This is a genomic window from Exiguobacterium sp. SL-9 (assembly GCF_004336985.1).
GTDB lineage: Bacteria > Bacillota > Bacilli > Exiguobacteriales > Exiguobacteriaceae > Exiguobacterium.
On record NZ_SJUO01000003.1, the window covers coordinates 237,132 to 260,404 of the forward strand.

26 protein-coding genes and 1 pseudogene are annotated in these 23,273 nt (G+C 52.8%); 22 read left to right on the forward strand and 5 right to left on the reverse strand.

The window, feature by feature from the left end:
• Positions 1-104 precede the first annotated feature (104 nt).
• Positions 105-1,220, reverse strand: coding sequence for an NADH-dependent flavin oxidoreductase (locus EVJ34_RS09820; RefSeq protein WP_131485470.1), 1,116 nt, complete (start codon positions 1,218-1,220; stop codon positions 105-107).
• A gap of 262 nt (positions 1,221-1,482) precedes the next feature.
• On the opposite strand from EVJ34_RS09820, the gene EVJ34_RS09825 reads away from it, so the two are divergent.
• Complete coding sequence (locus tag EVJ34_RS09825; RefSeq protein WP_131485471.1) at positions 1,483-3,138, forward strand: glycerol-3-phosphate dehydrogenase/oxidase; 1,656 nt, start codon at positions 1,483-1,485, stop codon at positions 3,136-3,138.
• Between the two features lie 37 nt (positions 3,139-3,175).
• On the opposite strand, the gene EVJ34_RS09830 is transcribed toward EVJ34_RS09825, so the two are convergent.
• The gene (locus EVJ34_RS09830) at positions 3,176-3,619 is read right to left on the reverse strand and encodes a hypothetical protein (protein ID WP_131485472.1); all 444 of its coding nucleotides are present in this window, start codon (positions 3,617-3,619) and stop codon (positions 3,176-3,178) included.
• Between the two features lie 112 nt (positions 3,620-3,731).
• On the opposite strand from EVJ34_RS09830, the gene EVJ34_RS09835 reads away from it, so the two are divergent.
• From EVJ34_RS09835 to EVJ34_RS09880, 10 genes and pseudogenes are all read left to right on the forward strand, one after another.
• Entirely contained in the window at positions 3,732-4,082 is a 351-nt protein-coding gene (locus EVJ34_RS09835; RefSeq protein WP_131438185.1) for a YxeA family protein, read from the forward strand.
• An 80-nt stretch (positions 4,083-4,162) separates the two neighbouring features.
• Positions 4,163-4,525, forward strand: coding sequence for a response regulator (locus EVJ34_RS09840; protein WP_236634648.1), 363 nt, complete (start codon positions 4,163-4,165; stop codon positions 4,523-4,525).
• A gap of 157 nt (positions 4,526-4,682) precedes the next feature.
• Positions 4,683-5,537: a class II fructose-1,6-bisphosphate aldolase gene (fba, locus tag EVJ34_RS09845; protein WP_021066099.1), complete on the forward strand. Its 855-nt coding sequence runs from the start codon at positions 4,683-4,685 to the stop codon at positions 5,535-5,537.
• A 171-nt stretch (positions 5,538-5,708) separates the two neighbouring features.
• Positions 5,709-6,359, forward strand: a complete 651-nt coding sequence (gene fsa, locus EVJ34_RS09850) for a fructose-6-phosphate aldolase (RefSeq protein WP_131438187.1) — start codon at positions 5,709-5,711, stop codon at positions 6,357-6,359.
• 26 nt (positions 6,360-6,385) lie between these two features.
• On the forward strand, positions 6,386-7,639 hold the full coding sequence (murA, locus tag EVJ34_RS09855; protein ID WP_131485473.1) for a UDP-N-acetylglucosamine 1-carboxyvinyltransferase: 1,254 nt from the start codon (positions 6,386-6,388) through the stop codon (positions 7,637-7,639).
• Between the two features lie 17 nt (positions 7,640-7,656).
• A complete protein-coding gene (gene glpX / locus EVJ34_RS09860; protein ID WP_029594665.1) occupies positions 7,657-8,625 on the forward strand; it encodes a class II fructose-bisphosphatase in 969 nt (322 codons plus the stop codon).
• A 118-nt stretch (positions 8,626-8,743) separates the two neighbouring features.
• A pseudogene (locus EVJ34_RS09865) lies at positions 8,744-9,166 on the forward strand (IS607 family transposase); the annotation flags it as partial.
• Positions 9,096-10,211, forward strand: a complete 1,116-nt coding sequence (locus tag EVJ34_RS09870) for an RNA-guided endonuclease InsQ/TnpB family protein (protein WP_131485474.1) — start codon at positions 9,096-9,098, stop codon at positions 10,209-10,211. The pseudogene EVJ34_RS09865 and the gene EVJ34_RS09870, both read left to right, overlap by 71 nt.
• Before the next feature lie 192 nt (positions 10,212-10,403).
• Positions 10,404-11,330 (forward strand): ATP-binding cassette domain-containing protein, encoded by a 927-nt coding sequence (locus EVJ34_RS09875; RefSeq protein WP_131438195.1) that lies wholly within the window; start codon positions 10,404-10,406, stop codon positions 11,328-11,330.
• Entirely contained in the window at positions 11,320-12,090 is a 771-nt protein-coding gene (locus tag EVJ34_RS09880; RefSeq protein WP_131485475.1) for an ABC transporter permease, read from the forward strand. The genes EVJ34_RS09875 and EVJ34_RS09880 overlap by 11 nt, the downstream gene beginning before the upstream one ends.
• Before the next feature lie 10 nt (positions 12,091-12,100).
• Here the strand turns inward: EVJ34_RS09880 and EVJ34_RS09885 are convergent, their stop codons facing one another.
• On the reverse strand, positions 12,101-12,499 hold the full coding sequence (locus tag EVJ34_RS09885; protein WP_131436422.1) for a hypothetical protein: 399 nt from the start codon (positions 12,497-12,499) through the stop codon (positions 12,101-12,103).
• A gap of 118 nt (positions 12,500-12,617) precedes the next feature.
• Between EVJ34_RS09885 and EVJ34_RS09890 the strand changes: the two genes are divergently transcribed.
• A complete protein-coding gene (locus EVJ34_RS09890) occupies positions 12,618-13,124 on the forward strand; it encodes a DUF421 domain-containing protein (RefSeq protein ID WP_131436420.1) in 507 nt (168 codons plus the stop codon).
• A 23-nt stretch (positions 13,125-13,147) separates the two neighbouring features.
• Here EVJ34_RS09890 and EVJ34_RS09895 read toward each other — a convergent pair whose 3' ends face one another.
• Positions 13,148-13,849, reverse strand: coding sequence for a C40 family peptidase (locus tag EVJ34_RS09895; protein ID WP_131436418.1), 702 nt, complete (start codon positions 13,847-13,849; stop codon positions 13,148-13,150).
• Between the two features lie 377 nt (positions 13,850-14,226).
• Between EVJ34_RS09895 and rho the strand changes: the two genes are divergently transcribed.
• The 10 genes from rho to EVJ34_RS09945 all read left to right on the forward strand — a co-directional run bounded on the left by rho (position 14,227) and on the right by EVJ34_RS09945 (position 22,447).
• Complete coding sequence (rho, locus tag EVJ34_RS09900; RefSeq protein ID WP_021066108.1) at positions 14,227-15,567, forward strand: transcription termination factor Rho; 1,341 nt, start codon at positions 14,227-14,229, stop codon at positions 15,565-15,567.
• A gap of 82 nt (positions 15,568-15,649) precedes the next feature.
• Positions 15,650-15,892 (forward strand): type B 50S ribosomal protein L31, encoded by a 243-nt coding sequence (locus tag EVJ34_RS09905; protein ID WP_021066109.1) that lies wholly within the window; start codon positions 15,650-15,652, stop codon positions 15,890-15,892.
• Between the two features lie 99 nt (positions 15,893-15,991).
• Complete coding sequence (locus tag EVJ34_RS09910; RefSeq protein WP_131485476.1) at positions 15,992-17,215, forward strand: cation:proton antiporter; 1,224 nt, start codon at positions 15,992-15,994, stop codon at positions 17,213-17,215.
• Between the two features lie 116 nt (positions 17,216-17,331).
• Entirely contained in the window at positions 17,332-17,943 is a 612-nt protein-coding gene (locus tag EVJ34_RS09915; RefSeq protein ID WP_021066110.1) for a thymidine kinase, read from the forward strand.
• Positions 17,944-18,021: 78 nt separating this feature from the next.
• Complete coding sequence (prfA, locus tag EVJ34_RS09920; RefSeq protein WP_114165369.1) at positions 18,022-19,092, forward strand: peptide chain release factor 1; 1,071 nt, start codon at positions 18,022-18,024, stop codon at positions 19,090-19,092.
• Entirely contained in the window at positions 19,092-19,964 is an 873-nt protein-coding gene (gene prmC / locus EVJ34_RS09925; protein ID WP_131485636.1) for a peptide chain release factor N(5)-glutamine methyltransferase, read from the forward strand. The genes prfA and prmC overlap by 1 nt, the downstream gene beginning before the upstream one ends.
• Positions 19,930-20,940, forward strand: coding sequence for an L-threonylcarbamoyladenylate synthase (locus tag EVJ34_RS09930; RefSeq protein WP_131485477.1), 1,011 nt, complete (start codon positions 19,930-19,932; stop codon positions 20,938-20,940). Before prmC ends, EVJ34_RS09930 begins: the two co-directional genes overlap by 35 nt.
• Before the next feature lie 22 nt (positions 20,941-20,962).
• Positions 20,963-21,463 (forward strand): low molecular weight protein arginine phosphatase, encoded by a 501-nt coding sequence (locus EVJ34_RS09935; protein WP_131436411.1) that lies wholly within the window; start codon positions 20,963-20,965, stop codon positions 21,461-21,463.
• A gap of 4 nt (positions 21,464-21,467) precedes the next feature.
• A complete protein-coding gene (gene rpiB / locus EVJ34_RS09940; RefSeq protein ID WP_021066115.1) occupies positions 21,468-21,908 on the forward strand; it encodes a ribose 5-phosphate isomerase B in 441 nt (146 codons plus the stop codon).
• Positions 21,905-22,447: a TIGR01440 family protein gene (locus EVJ34_RS09945; RefSeq protein WP_131485637.1), complete on the forward strand. Its 543-nt coding sequence runs from the start codon at positions 21,905-21,907 to the stop codon at positions 22,445-22,447. Before rpiB ends, EVJ34_RS09945 begins: the two co-directional genes overlap by 4 nt.
• Positions 22,448-22,482: 35 nt before the next feature.
• Here EVJ34_RS09945 and EVJ34_RS09950 read toward each other — a convergent pair whose 3' ends face one another.
• On the reverse strand, positions 22,483-23,268 hold the full coding sequence (locus tag EVJ34_RS09950; protein ID WP_131485478.1) for an alpha/beta hydrolase: 786 nt from the start codon (positions 23,266-23,268) through the stop codon (positions 22,483-22,485).
• Positions 23,269-23,273: the final 5 nt, after the last annotated feature.

The following is a 23,273-nucleotide window of genomic DNA, read 5'->3' on the forward strand; positions in this document are numbered from 1 at the left end:
AAAATGTGACAATTTTGTGTCCAGAATGTGAATCCTTTCTCACAGTATTCTAGCGATAAATGAGAACAAAAAATCCGCAGACGTGAGGTCTACGGACGATGATGTTATTTTACAGCTTGATCTTTGATCGGGAACCAACCGGCACGCGTCGTAATAGCGTTCCAAAGCGGAGCCGGAACGGCGAGTTCGGCTTGTTTGTTCAAATCGAGTTCGGTCTCGATTTCGTCTTCCCGGTCATCTTTCACTTTGTCGAGCCAATCCGGATCGATGATGAGCTCACGGCCGAGCGCGGCGAGGTCGATGACGTTCAGTGCGTCTTCGACTTGACCTGGGCGCTGAAGCTGTCCGACTCCGATGAGCGGGACGGCACCGTTAATGCGTTTAGCGATGCGATCAATCGACCGCTCCGTCACGTTCTCGTTTCGCATCGATCCGATGTTGAAGTTCCAGAGCGAGGCGTGGAGATAGTCGAGATTTTCCTCGAGCAACATATCGATCAATACGTCCGTATCGTCGAGCGTGATGCCTGGCTCTTCGACTTCTTCAGGGGAGAAGCGGTAGCCGATTAAGAAATCGTCTGCGCCTTCAGCTGCACGCTTCACTGAACGGATGACTTCACGTGGGAACGTGAGACGTGCGTTCACATCGCCGCCGAAGCGGTCGTCGCGTCGGTTCGAGTGAGGTGAGAAGAACTGTTGAATCAGATACGTGTTCGCCCCGTGAATCTCGACACCGTCAAATCCGGCTTCGATGGCCCGACGTGTCGCGTCGCCGAACGCCTCGATGATTGTCTCGACTTCTTCGGTCTCGAGGGCACGCGGCGTGGCGGCTCCTTCACGGACCGGTGCTACGGCGCTGGCGCTCACAGGTTGTTCGTTCGGTACGAGTTCTGGAGGAGACATACGTCCTGCATGGAAGATTTGGAGAATCGCTTTCGCACCTTCCGCTTTTAAACTCTCAGCGAGCTGACGAAGCCCAGGGATGAATTTGTCGTCATTCACACCAAAGGCGTTCGGGAACCCTTTGCCGTCTTCGGTCACGTAAGCACATGCCGTGATGGCGAGGCCGACGTTCTTCGCCCGCTTCCGGTAATAGGCGAGTTCGTGTTCCGACACTTCACCCGTCGGTTCTGACGAATAGTGCGTCATCGGCGCAAGTACGAGCCGATTGTGGAGCTCGACGCCGTTTTTGAATTGGAAAGGTTGTAACATGCGTTTCATAAAAAAACTCCTCCTTGTTGGTGATACCTTGAAGTCTAGTCTTCTCTTTTTAAAATTGCGAGCGGGACGCTTTCTGAGGAGCAGGTTGCACACTCGGTGAGCGGGTCAATGGTTGAACATGTGAGAATAGGGTATAATACAGGAGAAAAGTTGATAACCGGTTGGAGACTACAGAGAGACCACGACATGGGGGGCGAAGCCTTGTTTTGTTGTGGTCTCTTTTCATATACATCTGATCGGATACATTATAGGAGGGGACAAGATGGAAATCAAAAATTTCTCAGCGAAAGAACGTGCCAAACGATATGAACAATTGACAGGGGAGCGCCATGATATTCTCGTTGTCGGCGGAGGGATCACCGGTGCTGGGATCGCACTTGACGCCGCATCCCGCGGAATGAAGACGGCCGTGCTCGAGATGCAGGACTTCGCAGCCGGAACGTCGAGCCGCTCGACGAAACTCGTCCATGGTGGATTACGTTACTTGAAACAGTTCGAAGTCGCGCTCGTCGCCGAAGTCGGGAAAGAGCGTGCCATCGTCTATGAGAACGGGCCACACGTCACGACACCGGAACGCATGCTACTACCGATGCATAAAGGTGGCACATTCGGGCCACTCTCGACCGCAGTCGGCTTGATGGTGTATGACTTCTTGGCTGGTGTGAAACGTGCTGAACGGCGCTTGATGTTGAAGCCGGATGAAGTCATTCAAAAAGCACCGCTCGTCAAAAAAGACGGCCTCGTCGGTGGCGGCTATTACGTCGAATACCGGACGGATGACGCCCGGATGACCATCGAAGTCGCGAAAGAGGCGGCGAACCATGGTGCCCTCTTGATGAACTATTCGAAAGTGACCGGCCTCATCTACGAGCAAGGCAAAGTCGTCGGCGTGCATGTCGAGGACCAAATCGACGGCAAGACGTATGATGTCTATGCGAAGAAAGTCATCAATGCGACCGGTCCTTGGGTCGACGTGCTCCGCGAACAGGATGGCTCGAACAAAGGGAAGATGCTTCGTTTGACGAAAGGGATTCACCTCGTCATCGACCAATCGAAATTCCCGCTCAAACAAGCCATCTACTTCGATACGCCGGATAAGCGGATGGTATTCGCGATTCCACGTGACGGGAAGGCATACGTTGGGACGACAGACACGTTCTTCGATAAGGATAAAGCACACCCACGGATGACGACTGAGGATCGTGACTATATTTTAGAGGCGATTCACTATATGTTCCCAGACGTGAACGTGACAGCGGACGACGTTGAGTCGAGTTGGGCCGGGATTCGTCCACTGATTTATGAAGAAGGCAAAGATCCGTCTGAAATCTCACGGAAAGATGAAGTGTGGCAGTCAGAGAGCGGCTTGATTACAATCGCCGGTGGGAAGTTGACCGGTTACCGCAAGATGTCAGAGACAGTCGTCGATTTGGTGGCGAAACTGCTCAAGCAAGAAGAAGGTATCGTCTTCCTTGCCTCGCGCACGAAACATATGCCGATGTCTGGTGGTCATGTCGGTGGTTCGAACGGGTTCGACGATTTCTTGACGAAGAAGAAGGCTGAACTGAAAAACATCGGTCTCGAGGATGACAAGGCCGAACAGCTCGTCCGTCTGTACGGATCGAATATCGACCGTGTCGTCGAACGGATGGATACGAACGCGTACGACCTTCCCGAGATCGTCTACGCACAGCTCATTTACGGTATCGAAGAAGAGTCGGTCGTTCGAGCCATCGACTTCCTCGTCCGCCGCACTGGCGCGATGTTCTTCGACATCGATTTTGTCCGCAACTATAAAGATGGCGTGCTCCGTGCCATGGCCGACGTCTTTAAGTGGTCGGATGCCCGTCTCGCTGAAGAGCGGGCCGAAGTCGACAAAGAGATCGACCTCGCTGTCGTCCCAGTGACGGTTGAATAATGAAACGAAAGGAACCTCGCCGCGGCGAGGTTCCTTTTCATATGCCTAATTCGTCATAATACGCCATGATGCGTTCGTCGAGTGCCTCGACGACGTCCTCATCGCCCGAAAAATAAAGGATGAGATATGTCCCGTCCTCTCGGTATACTTCTGCCTCGACCGTCAACGTTGTCGGCCGCGCCTCGAAGATGACGTTAATTGTTCCGAGCGGGTGGGGCATCGCTTCGTCGAGTGTCGGGTCTGCCGCAAGTCGTTCCATCTGAGAAATGTCAGATTCTCGAATCGGCTCATCGAACGTCTCGGATAGAACAGCGAACGTATCCGCAAAGTCCCCTAATTCGGTATCGATTGAGGCGGCAAGAGGGATATCCTCTTCATAAAAGGCGTTCAGGTCGTTATCGTCGCCAAATAACGAGGCGCTGAGTGCGACCATACTTCCAATCGTCAAGACGAACAACACGTATAACAAATATTGTTTCATAATGTAACTCCCATTCGCTTCATGTCTTTAGTATACCAGTGCATCATGTGTTTAGAAATGGGGACACAATGGTATTGAAAAAGATGGAAATAAGGGAGGCGGAGGTTATTCGATGAAGCGAATAGTTAAGATTAGTGGTGTCGTCCTCATCTTATTGCTCGGCGGGCTACTAGTCGACACAGATCGTCTGTTTGCCGATATCTACTATACGAAAGTGCCGAGCAGAAACGTCACCGATCAAGGGACGACATACACGTATGAGATGATCGGTTATGACGAAGAAGGGAAGAAACGTCCGATCACGCTCCGGGCGCCGACGCGATTGGCTGAAGGTGATTTCCTAAAAGTGTATATCAAAGACGAGGGGAAAGTGACCGCCTACGAGTCGGTAGTGGAATCCGAAGTGCCAGCCCAGTTGAAGGACGAACAGACCGACGAACCGGTATCCATCCCGTTGCCTTGATTTCAAAATAGTCGCGTCGCCAAATGAAAGTGGATTTGGTATGGTAAGAGTATTGCAAACTATGGAGAGAAGGTAGATGGATGTCACGGATGTTAATCGCAGACGATCAAGACGGGATCCGGTTGATGTTGGCGCAAGTGTTCCAAAACCTCGGCATCGAGGTCGACACGGCGAACGACGGACTGAGTGCCTGGGAAAAACTCGAACAGAACGGATATGATTTAGTATTGCTCGATATGAACATGCCGCGCATGTTCGGCCATGAAGTGCTCCGCAACATGCGCCAACAAGACATCGATACCCCGGTCATGATTATGACCGCGTTCGGAGAGAAATCGACGCTCGAAGAAGTGCAACGGCTAGGCATTGCTGCGCAATTTGAGAAGCCGTTTGATATTTACGGTATGATTGAAAAAGTGAAGGAAGTCCTGAAAATCACGTAATTCGTCACGAAGATGACATATGTAAACGCTTGCGCAGAGCCATTTCTATGCCCGAATAGCATAGGCACACGTTTCGACGTGTGTTATAATGGGAACGAATTGCACGGGGGCATTTTTCCCAAAGTGCACAATAGCGAACAGACAGGAGGATGTCATTATGCCATTAGTATCAATGACAGAAATGCTTAACAAAGCATTTGAAGGCAAGTATGCAGTCGGCCAATTCAACATCAACAACCTCGAGTGGACGCAAGCGATTCTTCGCGCTGCGGAAGACGAGAAATCACCAGTTATCCTCGGTGTATCAGAAGGTGCAGCGAAGTACATGGGTGGCTTCACAACAGTTGTTAAAATGACTGAAGGTCTCATGCACGACTACAACATCACTGTTCCAGTTGCAATCCACCTCGACCACGGTTCATCTTTCGACAAGTGTAAAGCAGCGATCGACGCTGGTTTCACGTCTGTTATGATCGACGGTTCACACCACCCGATCGAAGAGAACATCGAAATGACGAAACAAGTCGTTGAATACGCACACGCTAAAGGCGCTTCGGTTGAAGCGGAAGTCGGCACAGTCGGCGGCGAAGAAGACGGCGTAGTTGGCGGCGTACAATACGCTGACCTCGACGAGTGCGTACGCGTCGTGAAAGAAGCGAAAGTTGACGCTCTTGCGGCAGCACTCGGTTCTGTACACGGAGAATACCAAGGCGAGCCTAAACTCGGCTTCAAAGAGATGGAAGAAATCGCGGAAGCGACAAAAACTCCACTCGTTCTTCACGGCGGTTCAGGTATCCCTGAGCACCAGATCAAAAAAGCAATCGAGCTCGGACACAGCAAAATCAACGTTAACACAGAGTGCCAACAAGAATGGACTCGTGCCGTACGTGAGAAGCTCAACACGGACTCGAAAGTATATGACCCACGTAAAGTCATCGGCCCTGGTGTCGAAGCGATCTACAACGTCGTTACTGGCAAAATGCGTGAGTTCGGTTCAAGCAACCAAGCATAATCCTGTCACATCAGTCGGTTCTCCCTGTGAGAACCGGCTTTTTTTATGGAGCGCTCATCGGTTCGATGTTCGCCATCGCCGCTCTGATGCAAAGGGTGTAGCAATTCCACGACACTTTCCTCATAATAAGAAGTGTAAGCGATCACAACACCATTCGAGGAGGAATTGGACATGCGTTTTTTCATTGACACGGCAAACGTGGAAGACATCAAGAAAGCTCATCAGATGGGCGTCATCGGGGGCGTGACGACGAATCCATCACTCGTCGCCAAAGAAGGCGTCGATTTCCATACACGGCTACGCGAAATCTGTGAGATCGTCGGGGATCTCTCGGTCAGCGCGGAAGTTATTGCGCTCGACGCAGCGGGTATGGTGGAAGAAGGAAAGGAACTTGCGGCCATCGCGCCGAATATTACTGTCAAGGTACCGATGACGCCAGCAGGGATGGAAGCGGTCAATACGTTTTCACAGCTCGGCATCAAGACGAACGTGACGCTCATCTTTAACGCCAACCAAGCGCTACTCGCGGCTCGGGCCGGCGCGTCATACGTCTCGCCATTCATCGGTCGTTTGGATGATATCGGTCAAGATGGTCTCGACCTCATCGAGACGATTGCCAATATCTTTGCCATCCATGGCATCGAGACAGAAATCATCGCAGCTTCCGTTCGCCATCCGGTCCACGCGACGAAGGCGGCCCTTCTTGGAGCCGACATCGCCACGGTACCATATAAAGTCATCGAACAGATGATGAAACATCCGCTCACTGACAAAGGGATCGAGCAATTCTTAGCGGATTGGAACAACGCTCAATCCAAATAAGTTTGTCGCAGAAAGGTTTGATCATCGTGGAAATTCTCCATATCGTAGGACAGCAAAAACTTGAAGGAACAGTTGACATTAGCGGGGCCAAACAAAGCGCATTACCTTGTCTCGTCGCAGCACTTTTGACGGAAGAACCGGTGACGATTGAGAACGTCCCCGTGATCGAGGACGTCGAAGTGATGCTCAGTCTATTACAAGAACTCGGAGTCGCGATTGAACGAGACGGGGAGCGGATGACGCTTCATGCGAAAGACGCTGTCGCCATGCCACTACTCGGCTCAGAAACGCGTAAAGTCCGAGCCGCTGTCTATTTGCTTGGGGTGTTTGCGGCTCGTTTTGGGAAAGGGGCCGTCGGGCTTCCCGGTGGATATGCGATTGGTCCACGACCGATCGATTTACATTTGAAAGCACTCGAACGTCTTGGGATTAAAGTCGAGAACGAGTCGGGACTGTATCATGTGAACGCTGAAAAGTTGGATGGGAATCGGATTTATCTCGATCTCCGTTCATTCGGGGCGACGGTGAGCGCAATGCTCGCGGCCGTGCTCGCTGACGGGACGACCGTCATCGAGAACGCGGCCATCGATCCGGAAATTGTCGATGTCGCGACGATGCTCACTTCGATGGGGGCCCACGTCATCGGGGCGGGTACCGACGAGATTCGTATTAAAGGGGTCGATAAACTCCACGGTTGTACACATACACTCATCCCTGACCGCTTAGAGGCCGGGACGTTCATGATTTATGGCGCGGTCGCGGGCGAAGTGACGGTTCGGAACGTCATTCCGACCCATTTAGAAGGTGTCATTCAAAAACTGATGGATTACGGAGCTGAAGTCGAAGTGGACGAAGAATCGGTCACGGTGCGGGCGAACGCTTTTCATCCGATCGATATTCGTGTCTTCCACTATTCGGGGTACCCGACCGACCTGCAGCCGATCATGTCGGCCGCGTTGTTGAAAGCGGATGGGACGAGTATCGTCACGGACAAGCTGTACGCCCAACGTTTCCGCCATATTGCGGAGATGCGGCGTATGAACGCACAAATCACGCTCGAGGACGCTTCGGCCGTCATCCGTGGCGGCACGACACTGGCCAATGCGGAAATGGAATGCGCAGACGCACGGAGCGGGGCGGCACTCGTCTTGGCAGGACTTCAGGCAAGCGGTGAATCGACAGTGATTCACGCAGAAAAATTGAACGATTCATATGTTGATTTCGTTGGCAAACTAAAACAACTCGGCGCTCTCGTCTGGGTCGATGAGGCGTCCGAGTAACAAAGGGGAGAATTCGGGTGGAACGTAGTTTATCAATGGAGTTGGTCCGAGTCACAGAAGCGGCAGCGCTATCTTCGGCTCGTTGGATGGGTAAAGGCTTGAAAGAAGAAGCGGACGACGCGGCGACGACCGCGATGCGTGAAGTGTTCGATACGATCCCGATGAAAGGGGTCGTCGTCATCGGAGAAGGTGAGATGGATGAGGCACCGATGCTCTATATCGGGGAGAAGGTCGGGAACGGCTACGGCTCACGCCTCGACGTCGCCGTCGATCCGCTCGAAGGGACGAGCATCGTCGCGACGGGTACGTGGGGAGCGCTCGCCGTTCTTGCCGTCGCCGATGCTGGAGATTTATTGCACGCGCCGGACATGTATATGGACAAGATTGCCGTCGGTCCGGAAGCGGCCGGATTGATCAGTCTCGACAATTCGATTGAAGAGAATATCGCCATCGTCGCCAAGGCGAAGAACAAGAACGTCGAAGACGTCGTCGTCACGATTTTACATCGTGACCGTCACGAAGAGATGATTCAACGTGTCCGGGCGACAGGTGCCCGCATCAAGTTAATTCCAGACGGAGACGTGGCTGCGGCCATCAATACGGCGTTCCCGAAAACGGGCGTCGACTTATTGCTCGGCTCGGGCGGTGCACCGGAAGGCGTCATCGCAGCCGTCGCCATGAAATGTCTCGGTGGTGACTTCCAAGGTCGTCTGTTGCCTGAAGACGAAGCCCAAGAGAAGCGTTGCCAAGACATGGGCATCGCCGATACGGGACGGATTTTATTGCTAGACGATCTCGTCAAAGGCGAAGACTGCATCTTTGCCGCGACGGGCGTGACGGACGGGGAGCTTCTCCGCGGCGTCCAGTTCACCGGACAGGGCGGTCAGACGCACTCGGTCGTCATGCGTGCCAAGTCAGGGACGGTTCGCTTTGTCGAAGGCATCCACTCATTGAAGAAAAAACCGAAAATGGTAATGAAACCTTGATTCTCTCGAGCTGTGGACATGACGTCCACAGCTTTTTTGATGTGTTCTTACATATTTAATATGCGGCTAGAACGGGAATGGGAAGACAGGAGGTTTCAATAGTAATTTGTTAAGTTGACAGGTCGACTTCCTTCGAAACTTCTTGAACGCAAGAGGCGCCATCCCCGGCGAAGTGATCAAGGATGTCGGCAGCGGATTGAATTACAAGCGTAAGAGGTGGAACATTCTGTTGGACGAGGTGATGGTTGGGGAAATCTCTCAAGTGTATGTGACGCACAAAAACCGATTCATCCGATTCGGTTTTGACTGGTTCGAGTCATTGTTCGAGAAGAACTGGGCCGAATTGATCGTCGTCCACAATGAAGACCTGTCTTCTCAAGAAGAGCTCGTCCAAGACTTGATTTCCACCATACATGTGTTCCCTTGCAGGATTTATGGCCTTCGTAAGTACAAAAATAAGATAGAGGGAGATGAGGAGGTTGTTGAAAGCATACAGGACGGAAATCAGGCCGAGCGACGAGCAGGCAGTGATGATCCATAAGACGATTGGGACTTGCCGGTATGTCTACAACCTCTATCTGCAAAAGAACAAAGAGGCGTATAAAGCCGACTCTTCGTTCCTCTCAGGCTACGACTTCTCCAAGTGGTTGAACAACGAACACGCTAGACGAGAAGAGTTCGCGTGGATAAAGGAGGTCCCGAGTAAAGCTGTCAAACAGGCGATCATGAACGCGGAGACGGCATATAAGAAGTTCTTCAAGAAGCTGGCATCCTTCCCGTGTTTCAAGAGAAAGAGCGACTACGGTTCGTTCTACCTGATCGGGACGATCCATGTGAAGCGTCATCTCATCCAACTGCCCAAGTTGGGCAAGGTAAGGCTGAAAGAGAAAGGATACATCCCCTCTGCCGGTGTGAGGAGCGCCACCGTCTCTCGCGAGGGCGACCGATACTTCGTGTCTGTACTGGTCGAGGAGCAGGAGGCTTGCAAGAAAAAGTCAGGACCATCCGAAGGTATCGGCATCGACATGGGAATCAAGATGTTTCTGTATACGTCCGATGGCGAGCACGTGGCGAACGTCAGCAGATCCAACCAACTCGCCAAGCTGACAAAAAGTCTGAAGCATCAACAACGGAAGCTGGCCCGGCGTGTAAAAGGTTCTGCCAATTTTCAAAAGCAGAAGGTAATCGTCCAACGGTTGCATCGACGCATCCGAAACATCAAGACGGACCTCAAGCGAAAGACCGTTCTCAAAATCGTGAAGAAGAATCCACAGTTCATCACGATCGAACATCTCCATGTGAAGGGCATGATGAAGAATCGAACCCTCTCGAACGCGTTCCAGCAGATCGGGATCGGGTATTTCACCGACTGGCTGAAGGTCAAGTGTGCCGAATGCGAAATCGAACTGAGGCGCGTGGACCGGTTCTATCCATCCAGTCAGATTTGTTCGTGCTGTGGAGAGAGGAAGAAGATGCTCTTACATGTGAGAACGTATGATTGTGAACATTGCGGGATGAGTTTGGATAGGGATTGGAACGCGAGCATCAATTTGAAGAACGCAAAAGACTACACTGTGTTGGTGTAAAAAAGGGAGCGTAACTGCTGATAATACAACACAACATATAAGTTTTAGATCTTATACGGTGGGCTACATCGGAATTCACGCCTGTGGACTATGGACACAACTCGCTCATGCGAGACATAGGTCGAAGCAGGAAACCATCTAAAACAAAACGTTGAACACGTTTGTATATGTTTTTAGTAGCAGGTGTGTGTGATGATTGAAGTGGAATCGCTCGTCAAAACGTTCGGGGATGTCCCAGCCGTCGATGGCATCTCATTTTCGGTACAGGAAGGCGAGATTTTTGCGTTCCTTGGACCGAACGGGGCCGGGAAGTCGACGACCGTTCAAATGTTGACGACGCTCGTCCGACCGACCGAAGGGAAGGCGCGGGTAAATGGATTTGATGTCGTGAAACAAGAAAAAGACGTCCGACTGTCAATCGGTGTCGCTCTGCAGGAGACCGGGATCGACAAAGTATTGACCGGGAGGGAACTGCTCGTCCTGCAAGGCCGGTTATTCAAAATGACGAAACAAGAGGCGGAAACACGCGCCGAAGAATTGCTCCGTGTCGTTTCGTTGACTGAAGCGGCCGACCGGAGAAGCGGGACGTATTCGGGTGGGATGCGGCGCCGGCTCGATTTAGCGCTCACACTCGTTCATCGACCGACCGTCTTGTTTTTAGACGAACCGACGACCGGGCTTGATCCTGCGAGTCGCATTGAAATATGGAATGAAGTGAGACGACTGAACGAAGAGTTCGGCACGACGATTTTTCTGACGACCCAATACTTAGAAGAAGCGGATGAACTGGCCGATCGCATTGCCATCATCCACCACGGGAAACTCGTCAGTGAAGGGACGGCGGAAGAGCTGAAGCGTCTCGTCGGCGGCGAGACGATTTCGATGATGTTTCATAGTTCGCAAGAGGCGACGGCGGCCGCGGGTCTGTTCGGTCACACGGCTTCAGGCCTCGAGGTTGGCTTCGAACTGCACGACTATACGTTAATGGATATCGTCCGTCGACTCGATGAACAGGGACTTCAACCAGAACGTCTTACCGTGAAGCAACCGTCGCTCGATGACGTATTTTTAAAAGTGACCGGCGAATCATACGAAGGAGGTGTGCCGGATGTGGACTGAGACATGGCTCTTCACGAAACGGAGTCTCATCACGACGATTCGTAATCCGTTTTCATTCATCCCGAACTTGATTATCTCTGTCTTCTTCCTGCTCGTGTACACGAGCGGTCTGTCGAGCGTCGCCTCACTCCCGCAGTTTGACGGGACCGCCTATTTGAACTTCATCTTACCCGTCTCAATCGTTTCTGGGGCGGTCGGTGGGGCCGGTGGGACGGGGCAGGCGCTCGTACGTGATATCGAGAGCGGCTATTTCGCCCGCTTGCTTCTGACTCCGGCGACGCGGACGGCGATCGTGCTCGGCCCGATGATTGCCGGGATGCTACAACTGCTCGTCCAGACACTCCTCATCTTCGGGGTGGCGTTCTTGCTCGGTTTGTCGATCCCGGTCGGCCTGCCTGGTTTCTTGTTCACGGTATTGCTCGCCATCGGATTCGGCCTCGGTTTTGCCGGCTACTCGGTCGGCGTCGCCTTGAAGACACGGAACGCTCAGGCCGCCCAAGCCGGGACACTTTTGTTCTTCCCGCTCATCTTCTTGTCGACGACGTTCGTCCCGAAAGAGTTGATTGAGGCGGAATGGCTCAAAGTGGCGGCGACGTTTAATCCGACGACGTACATCTTTGAAGGGATGCGTGCCGTCTTGACACAACCGACGATCGACTGGAGCGCGTTATCGGCCGGACTCGCTGTCGCCGGGGCAATGAGCGTCATCATGGTCGTGTTTGCGGCGACGAACGCGCGCGGTGCCTTGAAACAAAAATGACGAGCGGGAATCATACCCGCTCGTCCTGGTCGATCATAAACGTGACAATCAAAAAGAGAACAAAACTGATTAAGGAGACCGTGCCCCCGATGATGAAGTAGACGAGGGTGACGGTCTCATTCCATTGGAACGGGTTCATCGTATAGAACCACATGCCGCTCGTCAATCCGATTGATCCGATGACGGCCGTCCATCCGTGAATCGTGACGAGCAGTTGGTTTCGGACCGAATAGACACGATAGAACACGCCCCAGGCGAAGACCGATAACCAACCGGCGAGCAAGATATGGGCATGGATCGGACGAAAGGCATAACTGCCGGCCCCGGACATATGCGAACCGATCGCCGTCCCGATGACACCAAACAAGGCGGCGAGGCGAATCAAACGAAGACTCCAAACGTTTTCCATGGTGTAAAACAACTCCTTCAAGGTGATGGCTTTATCGTAACGAAGCCAGATGAACGGAAGATGAACAGGGATTGAATCGATGCGCTTCGTGGAACAGCAGTAGAGAAGGAGGGAGACGATGGATCAACTGAGAACAATGATACAAATCATACTGACCGGGGTAGGTGCCTACTTGGCGATCATCCTCATCTTGCGAGTCTCCGGTAAACGGACACTCGCTAAAATGAACGCTTTCGATTTTATCGTCACCGTCGCGCTCGGATCGATTTTGGCCACGACACTGACGAGTCGACAGACGCCGTTATTGAACGGACTGACCGCGTTTGCGACACTCGTGTTCATGCAATACGTCATGGCCAAGTTGGCGACCCGGTCAAAACGGGTGAATCAACTGATCAAGTCGACGCCGGCACTGCTTTACTATGACGGTGCTTATTTAGAGGAGACGATGCGCCGTGAACGGGTGCTCGAGATCGAAGTGTTGCAGGCGATTCGATCGAGCGGTACGGATTTCAATCAAGTCGAGGCCGTCGTCTTGGAGACGGATGGGACGTTCTCGGTGTTGACGAGCACGGACACGGTGTTACGAAACGTCGAGACGAAAAAAACGACCCGGTTCCAATGAACCGGGTCGTTTGATCATTTGAATTAGAGGTACGTGCCTGCACCGACATAACGTGGTGCCCAGTAACCTGATGTGAAGCTGGCGTATTTAACACCGCCTGTTTCAGAGTTGATCATTTGCGTTTTGCTAAGTGCCATTCCAACGTGTTGGATTGTGCGACCGTTGTGTGAGAAGAACACGAGATCACCGGCTTGAATCGCTGACTTCGAAACTTTTTTCGAGTTTGCGTATTGCGAGCGAGAATCACGTGGAATCGATTTGTTGATGGCTTTCTTGTAAACGTGACCTGTGTAACCTGAGCAGTCAAATCCAGCAGTTGTCGTTCCGCCGTAACGGTAAGGTGTACCGAGGTACTTCTTCGACTCAGCAACCAATTTTGAACGGGCGCTTGAAGAAGACGTTGTTACTTTTTTGGCAGTCGTTGTCTTCGAGCTCGTCGCTTTCAAGTACGTATACGTCGATGAAGCTGAGATATAACGGTGAGTCCCTTTATAGTTGATTTTGTAGAACGAACCAACTTTACCGAGGTATGTATAGCGTTGGCCTTTGTTCATTTTTGCTGAAACTTTCGATGTGAGCGACGGTGCTGTGCGAATGTTCAAACCGTTAACTTTCGAGTAAGCGAACTTTCCGCTAGCAGCTTCTGCTTGTTCACCTGTTGTGAAAGCAAGACCCGAGAAAGCGAGAGTGGCAGCGACAATGATAGATGCGAAACGCTTTAACATATTGTTTTCCCTCCGTTTTTTAAAATAAAACCCTAAGTGGCTGTATATGGTCGATGTGTGTAAACAAGTTTAGAGCACAAGTTGCGTATGTTACCCGGTTTCCTGTGCAAATAAACTATATCATGCGCAAGACCGATGGCATTTTTCAATCACAAGACAAAAACAGTTTTCTTGTAATATATTTGAAACAATATGCGAGAATAGAGACTTGTTTGTTACATAGGAAGGGGAAAGGCTGTTATGTTTTCAATAACAGGGGAATAGACTGACATAAAGCCGTTTTTCAAACAGTGACGGTTCGATCAAATTGTGATTAGATGAATGAGGACTGAACGTTTACTTTTTAAATATAGAATCATGAAAGACAGGTGACTTGAATGAGTCAAACGACAGAACCGGCTAAAAATTACACGCTTCGGGAACTCGAGACGAAGACGTTGAAAGAATTATATGAGATCGCGAAAGAAGTGAACGTGCCCCAATATCGAGAGGCACGCAAGCGCGAGCTCATGTTTCGGATTTTAAAATCACAGGCTGAATCGAAAGATCTTTATTTCCTCGAAGGCATCCTTGAGATTATCCCGCCGAATCCACAATCCCAAAACGATGGCGGCTTCGGTTTCCTCCGACCGATCAACTACTCTCAATCGTCTGAAGATATCTACATCGCCGCCTCGCAAATCCGGCGCTTTAATCTTCGCAACGGTGACCTCGTGACGGGGAAAGTCCGGAAACCGAAAGAGAACGAACGGTTCCAAGGGCTGCTCAGTGTCGAGGCGGTAAACGGTGAGACGACCGACTCGACCCGGAATCGGGATTACTTCCCGGCGCTCACGCCGATTTATCCGGAACAGCAGATGGTGCTCGAGACAGAGCCGAACCATTTGTCGGTCCGCGTCATGGACATGATCGCGCCTGTCGGATTTGGACAGCGTGGGTTGATTGTCGCCCCGCCGAAAGCCGGGAAGACATCGCTTTTAAAAGAGATCGCCAACTCGATCACGACGAACCATCCGAACGTCGAGTTGATCATTCTCTTGATTGACGAACGGCCAGAAGAAGTGACGGACATCCAGCGCTCAGTGCCGGGCGCAGACGTCGCCTACTCGACGTTTGACGAGACACCGGAAAACCATGCCCGGATTTCGGAACTCGTCTTAGAGCGGGCGATGCGGCTCGTCGAACATAAGAAGGACGTCGTCATCTTGCTCGACTCGATCACCCGTCTGACGCGAGCGTACAACTTGTCTGTCCCGCCAAGTGGTCGAACGCTCTCCGGCGGGATTGATCCGGCCGCGTTCCATAAACCGAAGAAGTTCTTTGGGGCGGCCCGTAACATCGAGGACGGCGGCAGTTTGACGATCCTCGGTACGGCGCTCGTCGACACGGGGTCACGTATGGACGACGTCATCTATGAAGAGTTCAAAGGGACGGGGAACATGGAGCTCCACCTCGACCGGAAACTCGCGGAACGCCGAATCTTCCCGGCCATCGACATCCGTCGTTCGGGAACGCGCAAAGAAGAATTGCTGCTCGGCAAAGGCGAACTCGACTCGCTTTGGACAATTCGTCGCACGATGAACGAGTCACCAGACTTCGTCGATCAGTTCTTGCGCCGGGTCCGCGAAACGAAAACGAACCTCGACTTTTTTGCGGCGCTCGAGGCCGATAAGAAAAAGAGTCGCCGGCCAGTGAAAAAAACGAAAACGGACTTGTAAATCCGTGAACCGGGTGCTATTATATTCTAGTGAACTTTCTCTAGGTTGAAAGAATACTTAGGGCCGAAGGAGTTGAAAAGCAATGAAACAAGGAATCCACCCAGAATACCGTAAAGTCGTATTCATGGACTCGACGACTGAGTTCAAATTCATCTCTGGTTCGACTCGTTACTCTAACGAGACAATCACGATGGAAGATGGTAACGAATACCCACTCATCCGTGTCGATGTATCTTCTGACTCGCACCCGTTCTACACAGGTCGCCAGAAATTCGCATCTGCAGACGGTCGTATCGAGCGCTTCAACAAGAAGTACCAACGTTAATCGTCAACTTGTATGCACACCGCCTAGGGATTGCCCTTGGCGGTTTTTTATTGTCTTCTGATGGGTAAATAGACGAAAGACTGACGTGAGGGGGCTTTTATGGAATTCGTGCTGATTAGTATCAGTTTATTGATCGGGGTCGGCATATTGTCGCAATGGTTAGCCTGGCGCTATCAAATCCCGGCCATCATCGTCATGACGGTCGCAGGTATATTGGCCGGACCGATTTTTGGATTGTTCGACCCGCGCGAGCTGCTCGGTGAACTGTATAGTCCAATCATTTCGTTTGCGGTCGCCATTATTTTGTTCGAGGGAAGCCTCGGCCTCCACTTTAGTGAAATCAATCAATTTCGCCGGTCCATCGTCCGTATCGTGACGATTGGCGTGACGTTGTCGTTCGTCGGGGCCTCACTGTTGATTCAATACGTCGGGGGCCTGCATTGGGTCGTGGCTTGGACGATGGGGGCGTTGTTCGTCGTCACTGGTCCGACGGTCGTCATCCCGTTGTTACGCCAGGCGCATTTGAAAGATCGCGTCGGTGCCATTTTGAAATGGGAAGGGATCATCGTCGACCCGGTCGGTGCCCTCCTCGGTTTGTTCGTCATCCGCCTTGGCTATATCGTTTACGAAGGAATGGACTTATGGATGCAATTATTGTTCGCGGGCGCTTGTCTCGTCGGCATCGGTCTCGGTTACTTGTTCGGGCACGTGTTGATGGGTTGGTTTGTCGGTGAGAAAATCCCTCGTTATCTCCGGGCCTCGGTCACGTTGACGGCCGTCTTGATTTTGTTTTCATTGAGTGAATTTATGATGCATGAAGTCGGTCTGCTCGCCGTGACAGCGATGGGGATGACGATGGCGAATACGAAACATCGTGATGAGGAGATCATCGAGGAGTTACAATCATTTAAAGAAGACATCTCGATCTTGCTCATCTCATCGGTGTTTATCTTGTTGACGGCGTCGTTATCACGCGATGAACTGCTCAACATCTTCCAATGGCCGCTCCTGCTGACAATTGCCGGTATTTTGTTTCTCGTCCGTCCGCTCGCGATTTACGGATCGACGATGGGGGTCGGCCTTCCGCTCAGTGAGCGCGGCTTCATCGGATGGATTGCACCGCGTGGAATTGTCGCGATGACGGTCGCCGGTTTCTTCGCAGAGGAAGTGGCGCATCTTGGTATTGCTGACGCGTCGCAAATGCTACCGCTCACGATCGGGCTCGTCTTTATTTCCGTGACATTGCACGGATTGACGATTCGTCCGCTCGCTCGAAAATTGCAGTTGATCGATTATAAAAAAGAAGAAGCGGCAGACGAATGAAGCAAAATCGGGACGGTAGCATGCCGTTCCGATTTTTGTTAGAAGTCAACCCTTTTCCTGTGACCGAAAGATGGTTATAATCGGAAAGCGATTAACGAAGGAGAGGGCGAAGTAGAATGATGCATGTGACGAACCGTTACGGTTGGATTGAAGTGATTTGTGGGAGTATGTTTTCTGGGAAGTCGGAGGAACTCATCCGCCGTGTCCGTCGGGCGCATTACGGTAAAATCCCTGTCCAAGTGTTCAAACCAGCGATCGACGACCGGTACCACGAAGAGAATGTCGTCTCACATAGCGGCAACTCGGTCGTGGCCGTGCCGATTCAATCGAGTCAAGATTTGTACGATGCGGTGCGTGAAGAGACGCAAGTCATCGCCATCGATGAGGTTCAATTTTTCGACGAAGGAATCGTCGATGTGATTGAGCAATTGGCGTCAGAAGACAAACGTGTCATCTGCGCCGGACTCGATATGGACTTCCGAGGTGAGCCGTTCACGATGATGCCAGAACTGTTGTCGCGTGCGGAGTTCGTCACGAAGTTGCAGGCGATTTGCCTATCATGCGGAGCGCCGGCTTCGCGGACGCAACGATTGATTGACGGAGAACCGGCTCGCTTTGAGGACCCGGTTATCTTGGTCGGCGCCTCGGAGTCATACGAACCGCGTTGCCGCCATTGCCATGACGTCCCGAATAAACCACGCCCGGTCCGCCATACAGTGGCCGACTGACGTCAACGGACCGCCCCGGCGGTTCGTTTTTTGCTATAATGAAGACAGTTCGATTTGACGGAGAAAGGACGGATCATCATGTTTGACCGTTTGAGCGTATTAGAAGAACGCTATATGCAATTAAATGAGATGCTCGCTGACCCAGAAGTGCTCAGCGATGCGAATAAATTACGACAATATTCAAAAGAACAATCGCAACTCGAGGAGACGGTACAGGCGTACCGCCACTATAAAGAGACGAGCACGGCGTATAAAGAAGCGAAACTCATGCTTGAGGACCGCACGCTCGATGCCGACATGCGCGAGCTCGCCAAAGAAGAGATGACGCTCCTCGAGCCTGAAGTGAAGGCGCTCGAGGCGAAACTGCGTGTACTTTTATTGCCGAAAGACCCGAACGACGACAAGAACGTCATCGTCGAGATTCGCGGGGCGGCCGGCGGGGACGAGGCGGCCCTGTTCGCGGGCGACTTGTACAAGATGTACACACGGTTCGCCGAACGTCAGAACTGGAAAGCCGAATTGATTGACGCCAACTACACAGAACTTGGCGGTTTCAAAGAAGTGACGTTCCTGATCAACGGGACCGGCGCCTACTCGAAACTGAAGTTCGAGAATGGGGCGCACCGGGTTCAACGCGTCCCGTCGACCGAGTCGGGCGGACGCATCCACACGTCGACGGCGACCGTCGCGGTGTTGCCGGAAGCGGAAGACGTCGAAGTACACATCGATATGAAAGACGTTCGCGTCGATACGTTCACATCCTCTGGTCCGGGAGGTCAGTCAGTCAACACGACCCAATCGGCCGTGCGCTTGACGCACATCCCATCGGGGCTCGTCGTCTCGTGTCAGGATGAGAAGTCACAGCATAAAAACAAAGATAAAGCGCTCAAAGTACTCCGGGCCCGTCTCTATGACAAGATGCAGAGCGAGCACCTCGAAGAACTGTCGGCACAACGGAAATCTGCCGTCGGAACGGGTGACCGTTCGGAGCGGATTCGGACGTATAATTTCCCACAGAGCCGTGTGACCGATCACCGTATCGGACTGACACTTCAAAAGCTCGACCGTGTCCTCGCCGGGGAACTTGAAGATATCATCGACGCCCTTGTCATGGACGAACAGGCCCGTCTGATGGAGGATGTCGATTGATGCGGATCGCGGCGAAGCTGAAACAAGCGGAACGGGATCTGTTGGCGATGAATCGTGACGCCTCGACAGCAGAGTGGTGGCTCATGCACGTCCTCGACGTCGACCGGACAGGACTGCTCATCCGTTTGTCAGACGAATTGACACCGGAAGAAGAAGCATCGTTTGAAGCAGGGTTCGAGCGTCTGATTGCGGGCGAACCGGTGCAACACTTGATCGGTCACGCCCCGTTTTTCGGACGGATGTTCGAGGTCAATCGTGACGTCTTGATTCCGCGCCCGGAGACGGAAGAATTGATTGAATGGGTCGTCAAGCATGTGCAAGACGTGGCCGATGATGACATCGTCGATATCGGGACGGGAAGCGGCGCGATCGCCGTCACGCTCAGTCTCGAACTCGGCGTCCGCGTCCAAACGGTCGATATTTCCCGGGAAGCGATCGCTGTCGCGAAACGAAACGCAGCATCACTCGGGGCCGATGTGTCCTTCCATGAAGGAGACTGCCTCACCCCGCTTGCCGATCATTCGATTCGCGTCCTCGTCTCGAATCCGCCTTATATCGAGGCGGATGAACTGCTCGATGAGACGGTCGCGAGCTATGAACCTCACCTTGCTTTGTTCGGAGGAGCGGACGGACTCGAGTTTTATCGAAAAATAATCGCCGACTCGATGCGCGTCTTGTGTGCCGATTGGCAATTGATTGCATTTGAAATCGGGTATAATCAAGGACAAGTTGTGAAATCGTACCTGTCCGAACGTTATCCTGAAGCAGAAACGGGTATTTTAAAAGATATAAACGGCAAAGACCGAATCGTCTACGCCGTGAGGGAAGGGATTGCGCATGGAAACGAAATGGATCAAGCCGACAGAAGTTGAGGAAGGGGTACGTCTCTTGCGGACGGGCGAGGTGATCGCCATGCCGACGGAAACCGTCTACGGACTCGCTGGAGATGCGACGAACGATGTCGCTATCAAAAAGATTTTTGAGGCGAAAGGCAGACCGTCTGACAACCCGCTCATCGTCCATGTGGCCTCGGTCGAACAGGCCGAGCATTTCGCGCAAACCATCCCGCCGGTCGCGAGACGCTTGATGGACGCGTTTTGGCCCGGTGCCTTGACCATCATCTTACCGTCGAACGGTCGGGCGTCGTCACTTGTGACAGCTGGTCTTGATTCGATTGGATTGCGGATGCCGGATCACCCGGCCGCACTCGATTTGATCCGCACGTCCGGTCTTGGACTGGCAGCACCAAGTGCGAACCGTTCGGGACGTCCATCCCCGACGTCGGCCCGGCACGTGGCAGATGATTTGACCGGTCGGATCGCGGGTATTATGGATGGGGGACCGACAGGCATCGGTGTCGAGTCGACCGTGATCGACTGCACGACGGAACCGGCGACGATTTTACGTCCGGGCGGCGTGACGAAAGAAGCGATTGAGTCGGTCATCGGCCCGGTCATTCTCGATGCCAACTTGAGCGATGAATCAGCTGCGCCACGATCACCAGGAATGAAGTACACCCACTACGCTCCGAGCGCACCTCTTTATTTAGTTGAAGGAGGACGCGACGACCTCATCCGTGTCATTGCGACACGGCAGGCGGCGGGCAAGCGAGTTGGCGCACTCGTATTCGATGAAGCGACGACCCCGGCTGACGTCACCCTCTCTCTCGGGATTTCGATGGAGACAGCGGCCCGGCGTTTGTATGAGGCGTTGCGAAAGTTTGATGAGACGGATGTGGAAGAGATTTACGTGAATCGGATTGAACCGACGGGAGTCGCTCTTGCCGTCTATAACCGCCTCTACAAGGCGGCAGGTGGTAAAGTCATCCGTCCACAGGAAGAGGCTTAAGGACATAGAGGAGGATCACGCGATGTCAATGAAACGCGTATTATTCATATGTAGTGGCAACACATGCCGAAGCCCGATGGCGATGGCCCTGCTTCGCTCGAAGGTGACGGGGGACGAGTTTGATATTCGTTCGGCCGGTCTTCGGACGATGCAAGGGTTCGACGCATCAGAAAATGCACTCCAAGTGTTGCGTGAACGAGGGATTGAGCTCGATCATGTGACGCAGACATTCGACGACGTCCTCGGACGTTGGGCGGACGTCATCTTGACGATGACGCGGGCGCATCGTGAACAGATTCGGGACACGAATCCGGATTTGGCTGACCGTACGTTCACGTTATATGAGTTCGTCACGGGACTCGAGCGTGATATCAACGATCCGTTCGGAGGGTCGATGAACGTCTATCGCCAAGTTCGAAATGAACTCGAACCACTCGTGAACCGACTTGTGCTAAAATTGACGAATGACGGGTCAAAGGTGACGAAACCACCGAGACGCCTACCAAAGAAGACGGGGGAATGAACGAATGAAAATCGCAATTGGCGCCGATCATGGCGGATTCAACTTGAAGAAAGACATCATCGGACTATTGGAAGAGCTCGGTCATGAGTATAAGGACTTCGGGACACACTCGGCCGAGTCGATCGATTACCCAGACGTGGCCATTCCGGTCGCTGAAGCTGTCGCAGCCGGCGAGTTCGACCGTGGCATCTTGATTTGCGGGACTGGGATTGGCATCGGCATCGCTGCCAACAAAGTGAAAGGCATCCGGGCGGCACTCGTGCACGACTCGTTCAGCGCGAAAGCGACGCGTCAACACAACGACTCGAACATCATGACGATGGGCGAGCGCGTCATCGGACCGGGACTTGCACTCGATTTAGTGGCGACATGGCTCGATACAGACTTCGAGGGCGGACGCCACTCGAACCGTGTCGACAAGATGAGCGCTTACGAAACGAAGTGACGGCGATGAAGGCGGAGCTTTTGAACTTATTGACGGAGTTGCATGAACGGTTTCCGTTAGATGAGGAAAAGATTCTCGTCATCGGTTGTTCGACGAGTGAGGTCGTCGGGAAGACGATCGGGAAAGCCGGGTCGATTGATGTGGCATCGGACTTCATCGAAGCGTTTCTGACGTTTCGCGACAAGACCGGTGTCCATCTTGCCTTCCAAGGGTGTGAACATATCAATCGAGCGCTCACGGTCGAGCGCCGGACGCAAAAACAGTTCGGTTTGACGGAAGTGACGGTCGTGCCGGTCCGCGCAGCGGGCGGGGCGATGGCCGAGAAGGCGTATGAGAGCTTCGAGGCTCCGTGCGTCGTCGAATCGATTCAAGCAGATGCCGGCATCGATATCGGGTCGACGCTGATCGGCATGCACTTGAAACCGGTCGCGATCCCGGTCCGATTGTCGGCGAAGCAGCTCGGCGAGGCGTATGTCACGTTCGCCGTCACGCGGCCGAAACTGATTGGCGGCCCCCGGGCCCACTATCCAGCGAAATAACGAAAGCCGGTCGTGAGGACCGGCTTTTTTGTATGTTATAACTCTTCACTGAACAAGTAGGAAAGGACCATCGGGAACCGTTCACGCCAAGCGAGCTCGTTATGCACGCCTTCCTCGATGACCTCGAAGCGGATGTGGTCGACTTTGTCACGGAGGAGCGCATAGACGCGTTCGCTCGACTCGAGATACATCTCGTTCGTCGGTCCGTCCGCGGTCGGTTGCTCGACTTCTTTGCGGCCGACATCCATATACAGACGTTCGACACCACTCAAATCGCTTGACTCGATCAACTGCTCGAGCTCGGTCTGGTTGAACCAGAACGCTGAGGACAACGAAGCGACGCGTTTGAAGACGTCGGGATAGACGCAAGCGGCGTAAATCGAGATTAAGCCCCCCATCGAGCTGCCCATCATCGCCGTCTCGTCCGGATTCGTCCGATAGTCCGCATCAATCATCGGCTTCAACTCTTGGGCGATATATTCGATATAAGCCGATCCTTGGCCACCGAGCGCTACGTCTTGGCCGAGCAGGCTCTCGCCGATGTACGGGTTTTCCCACGGGCCGTATTCGTCGAGCCGCATCTCGCCTGGGGCGCTGTCAATGCCGACGATAATCAAGTCACGTTTCGAAGCATCCAAATACTCGCCGGCGCGCCAGCTCATCTTGTAGCTCGCGTCCTCGTCAGCGAACACGTTCTGTCCGTCATGCATATAGAGCACGGGATAACGTTTGTCCGTCGTGTCGTAATCCACTGGTGTATAAATCCGAACCGTCCGCTCGCGTTCAAACGGGGTAATTGTGATCTGTTTTGTCTCAATCATACAAA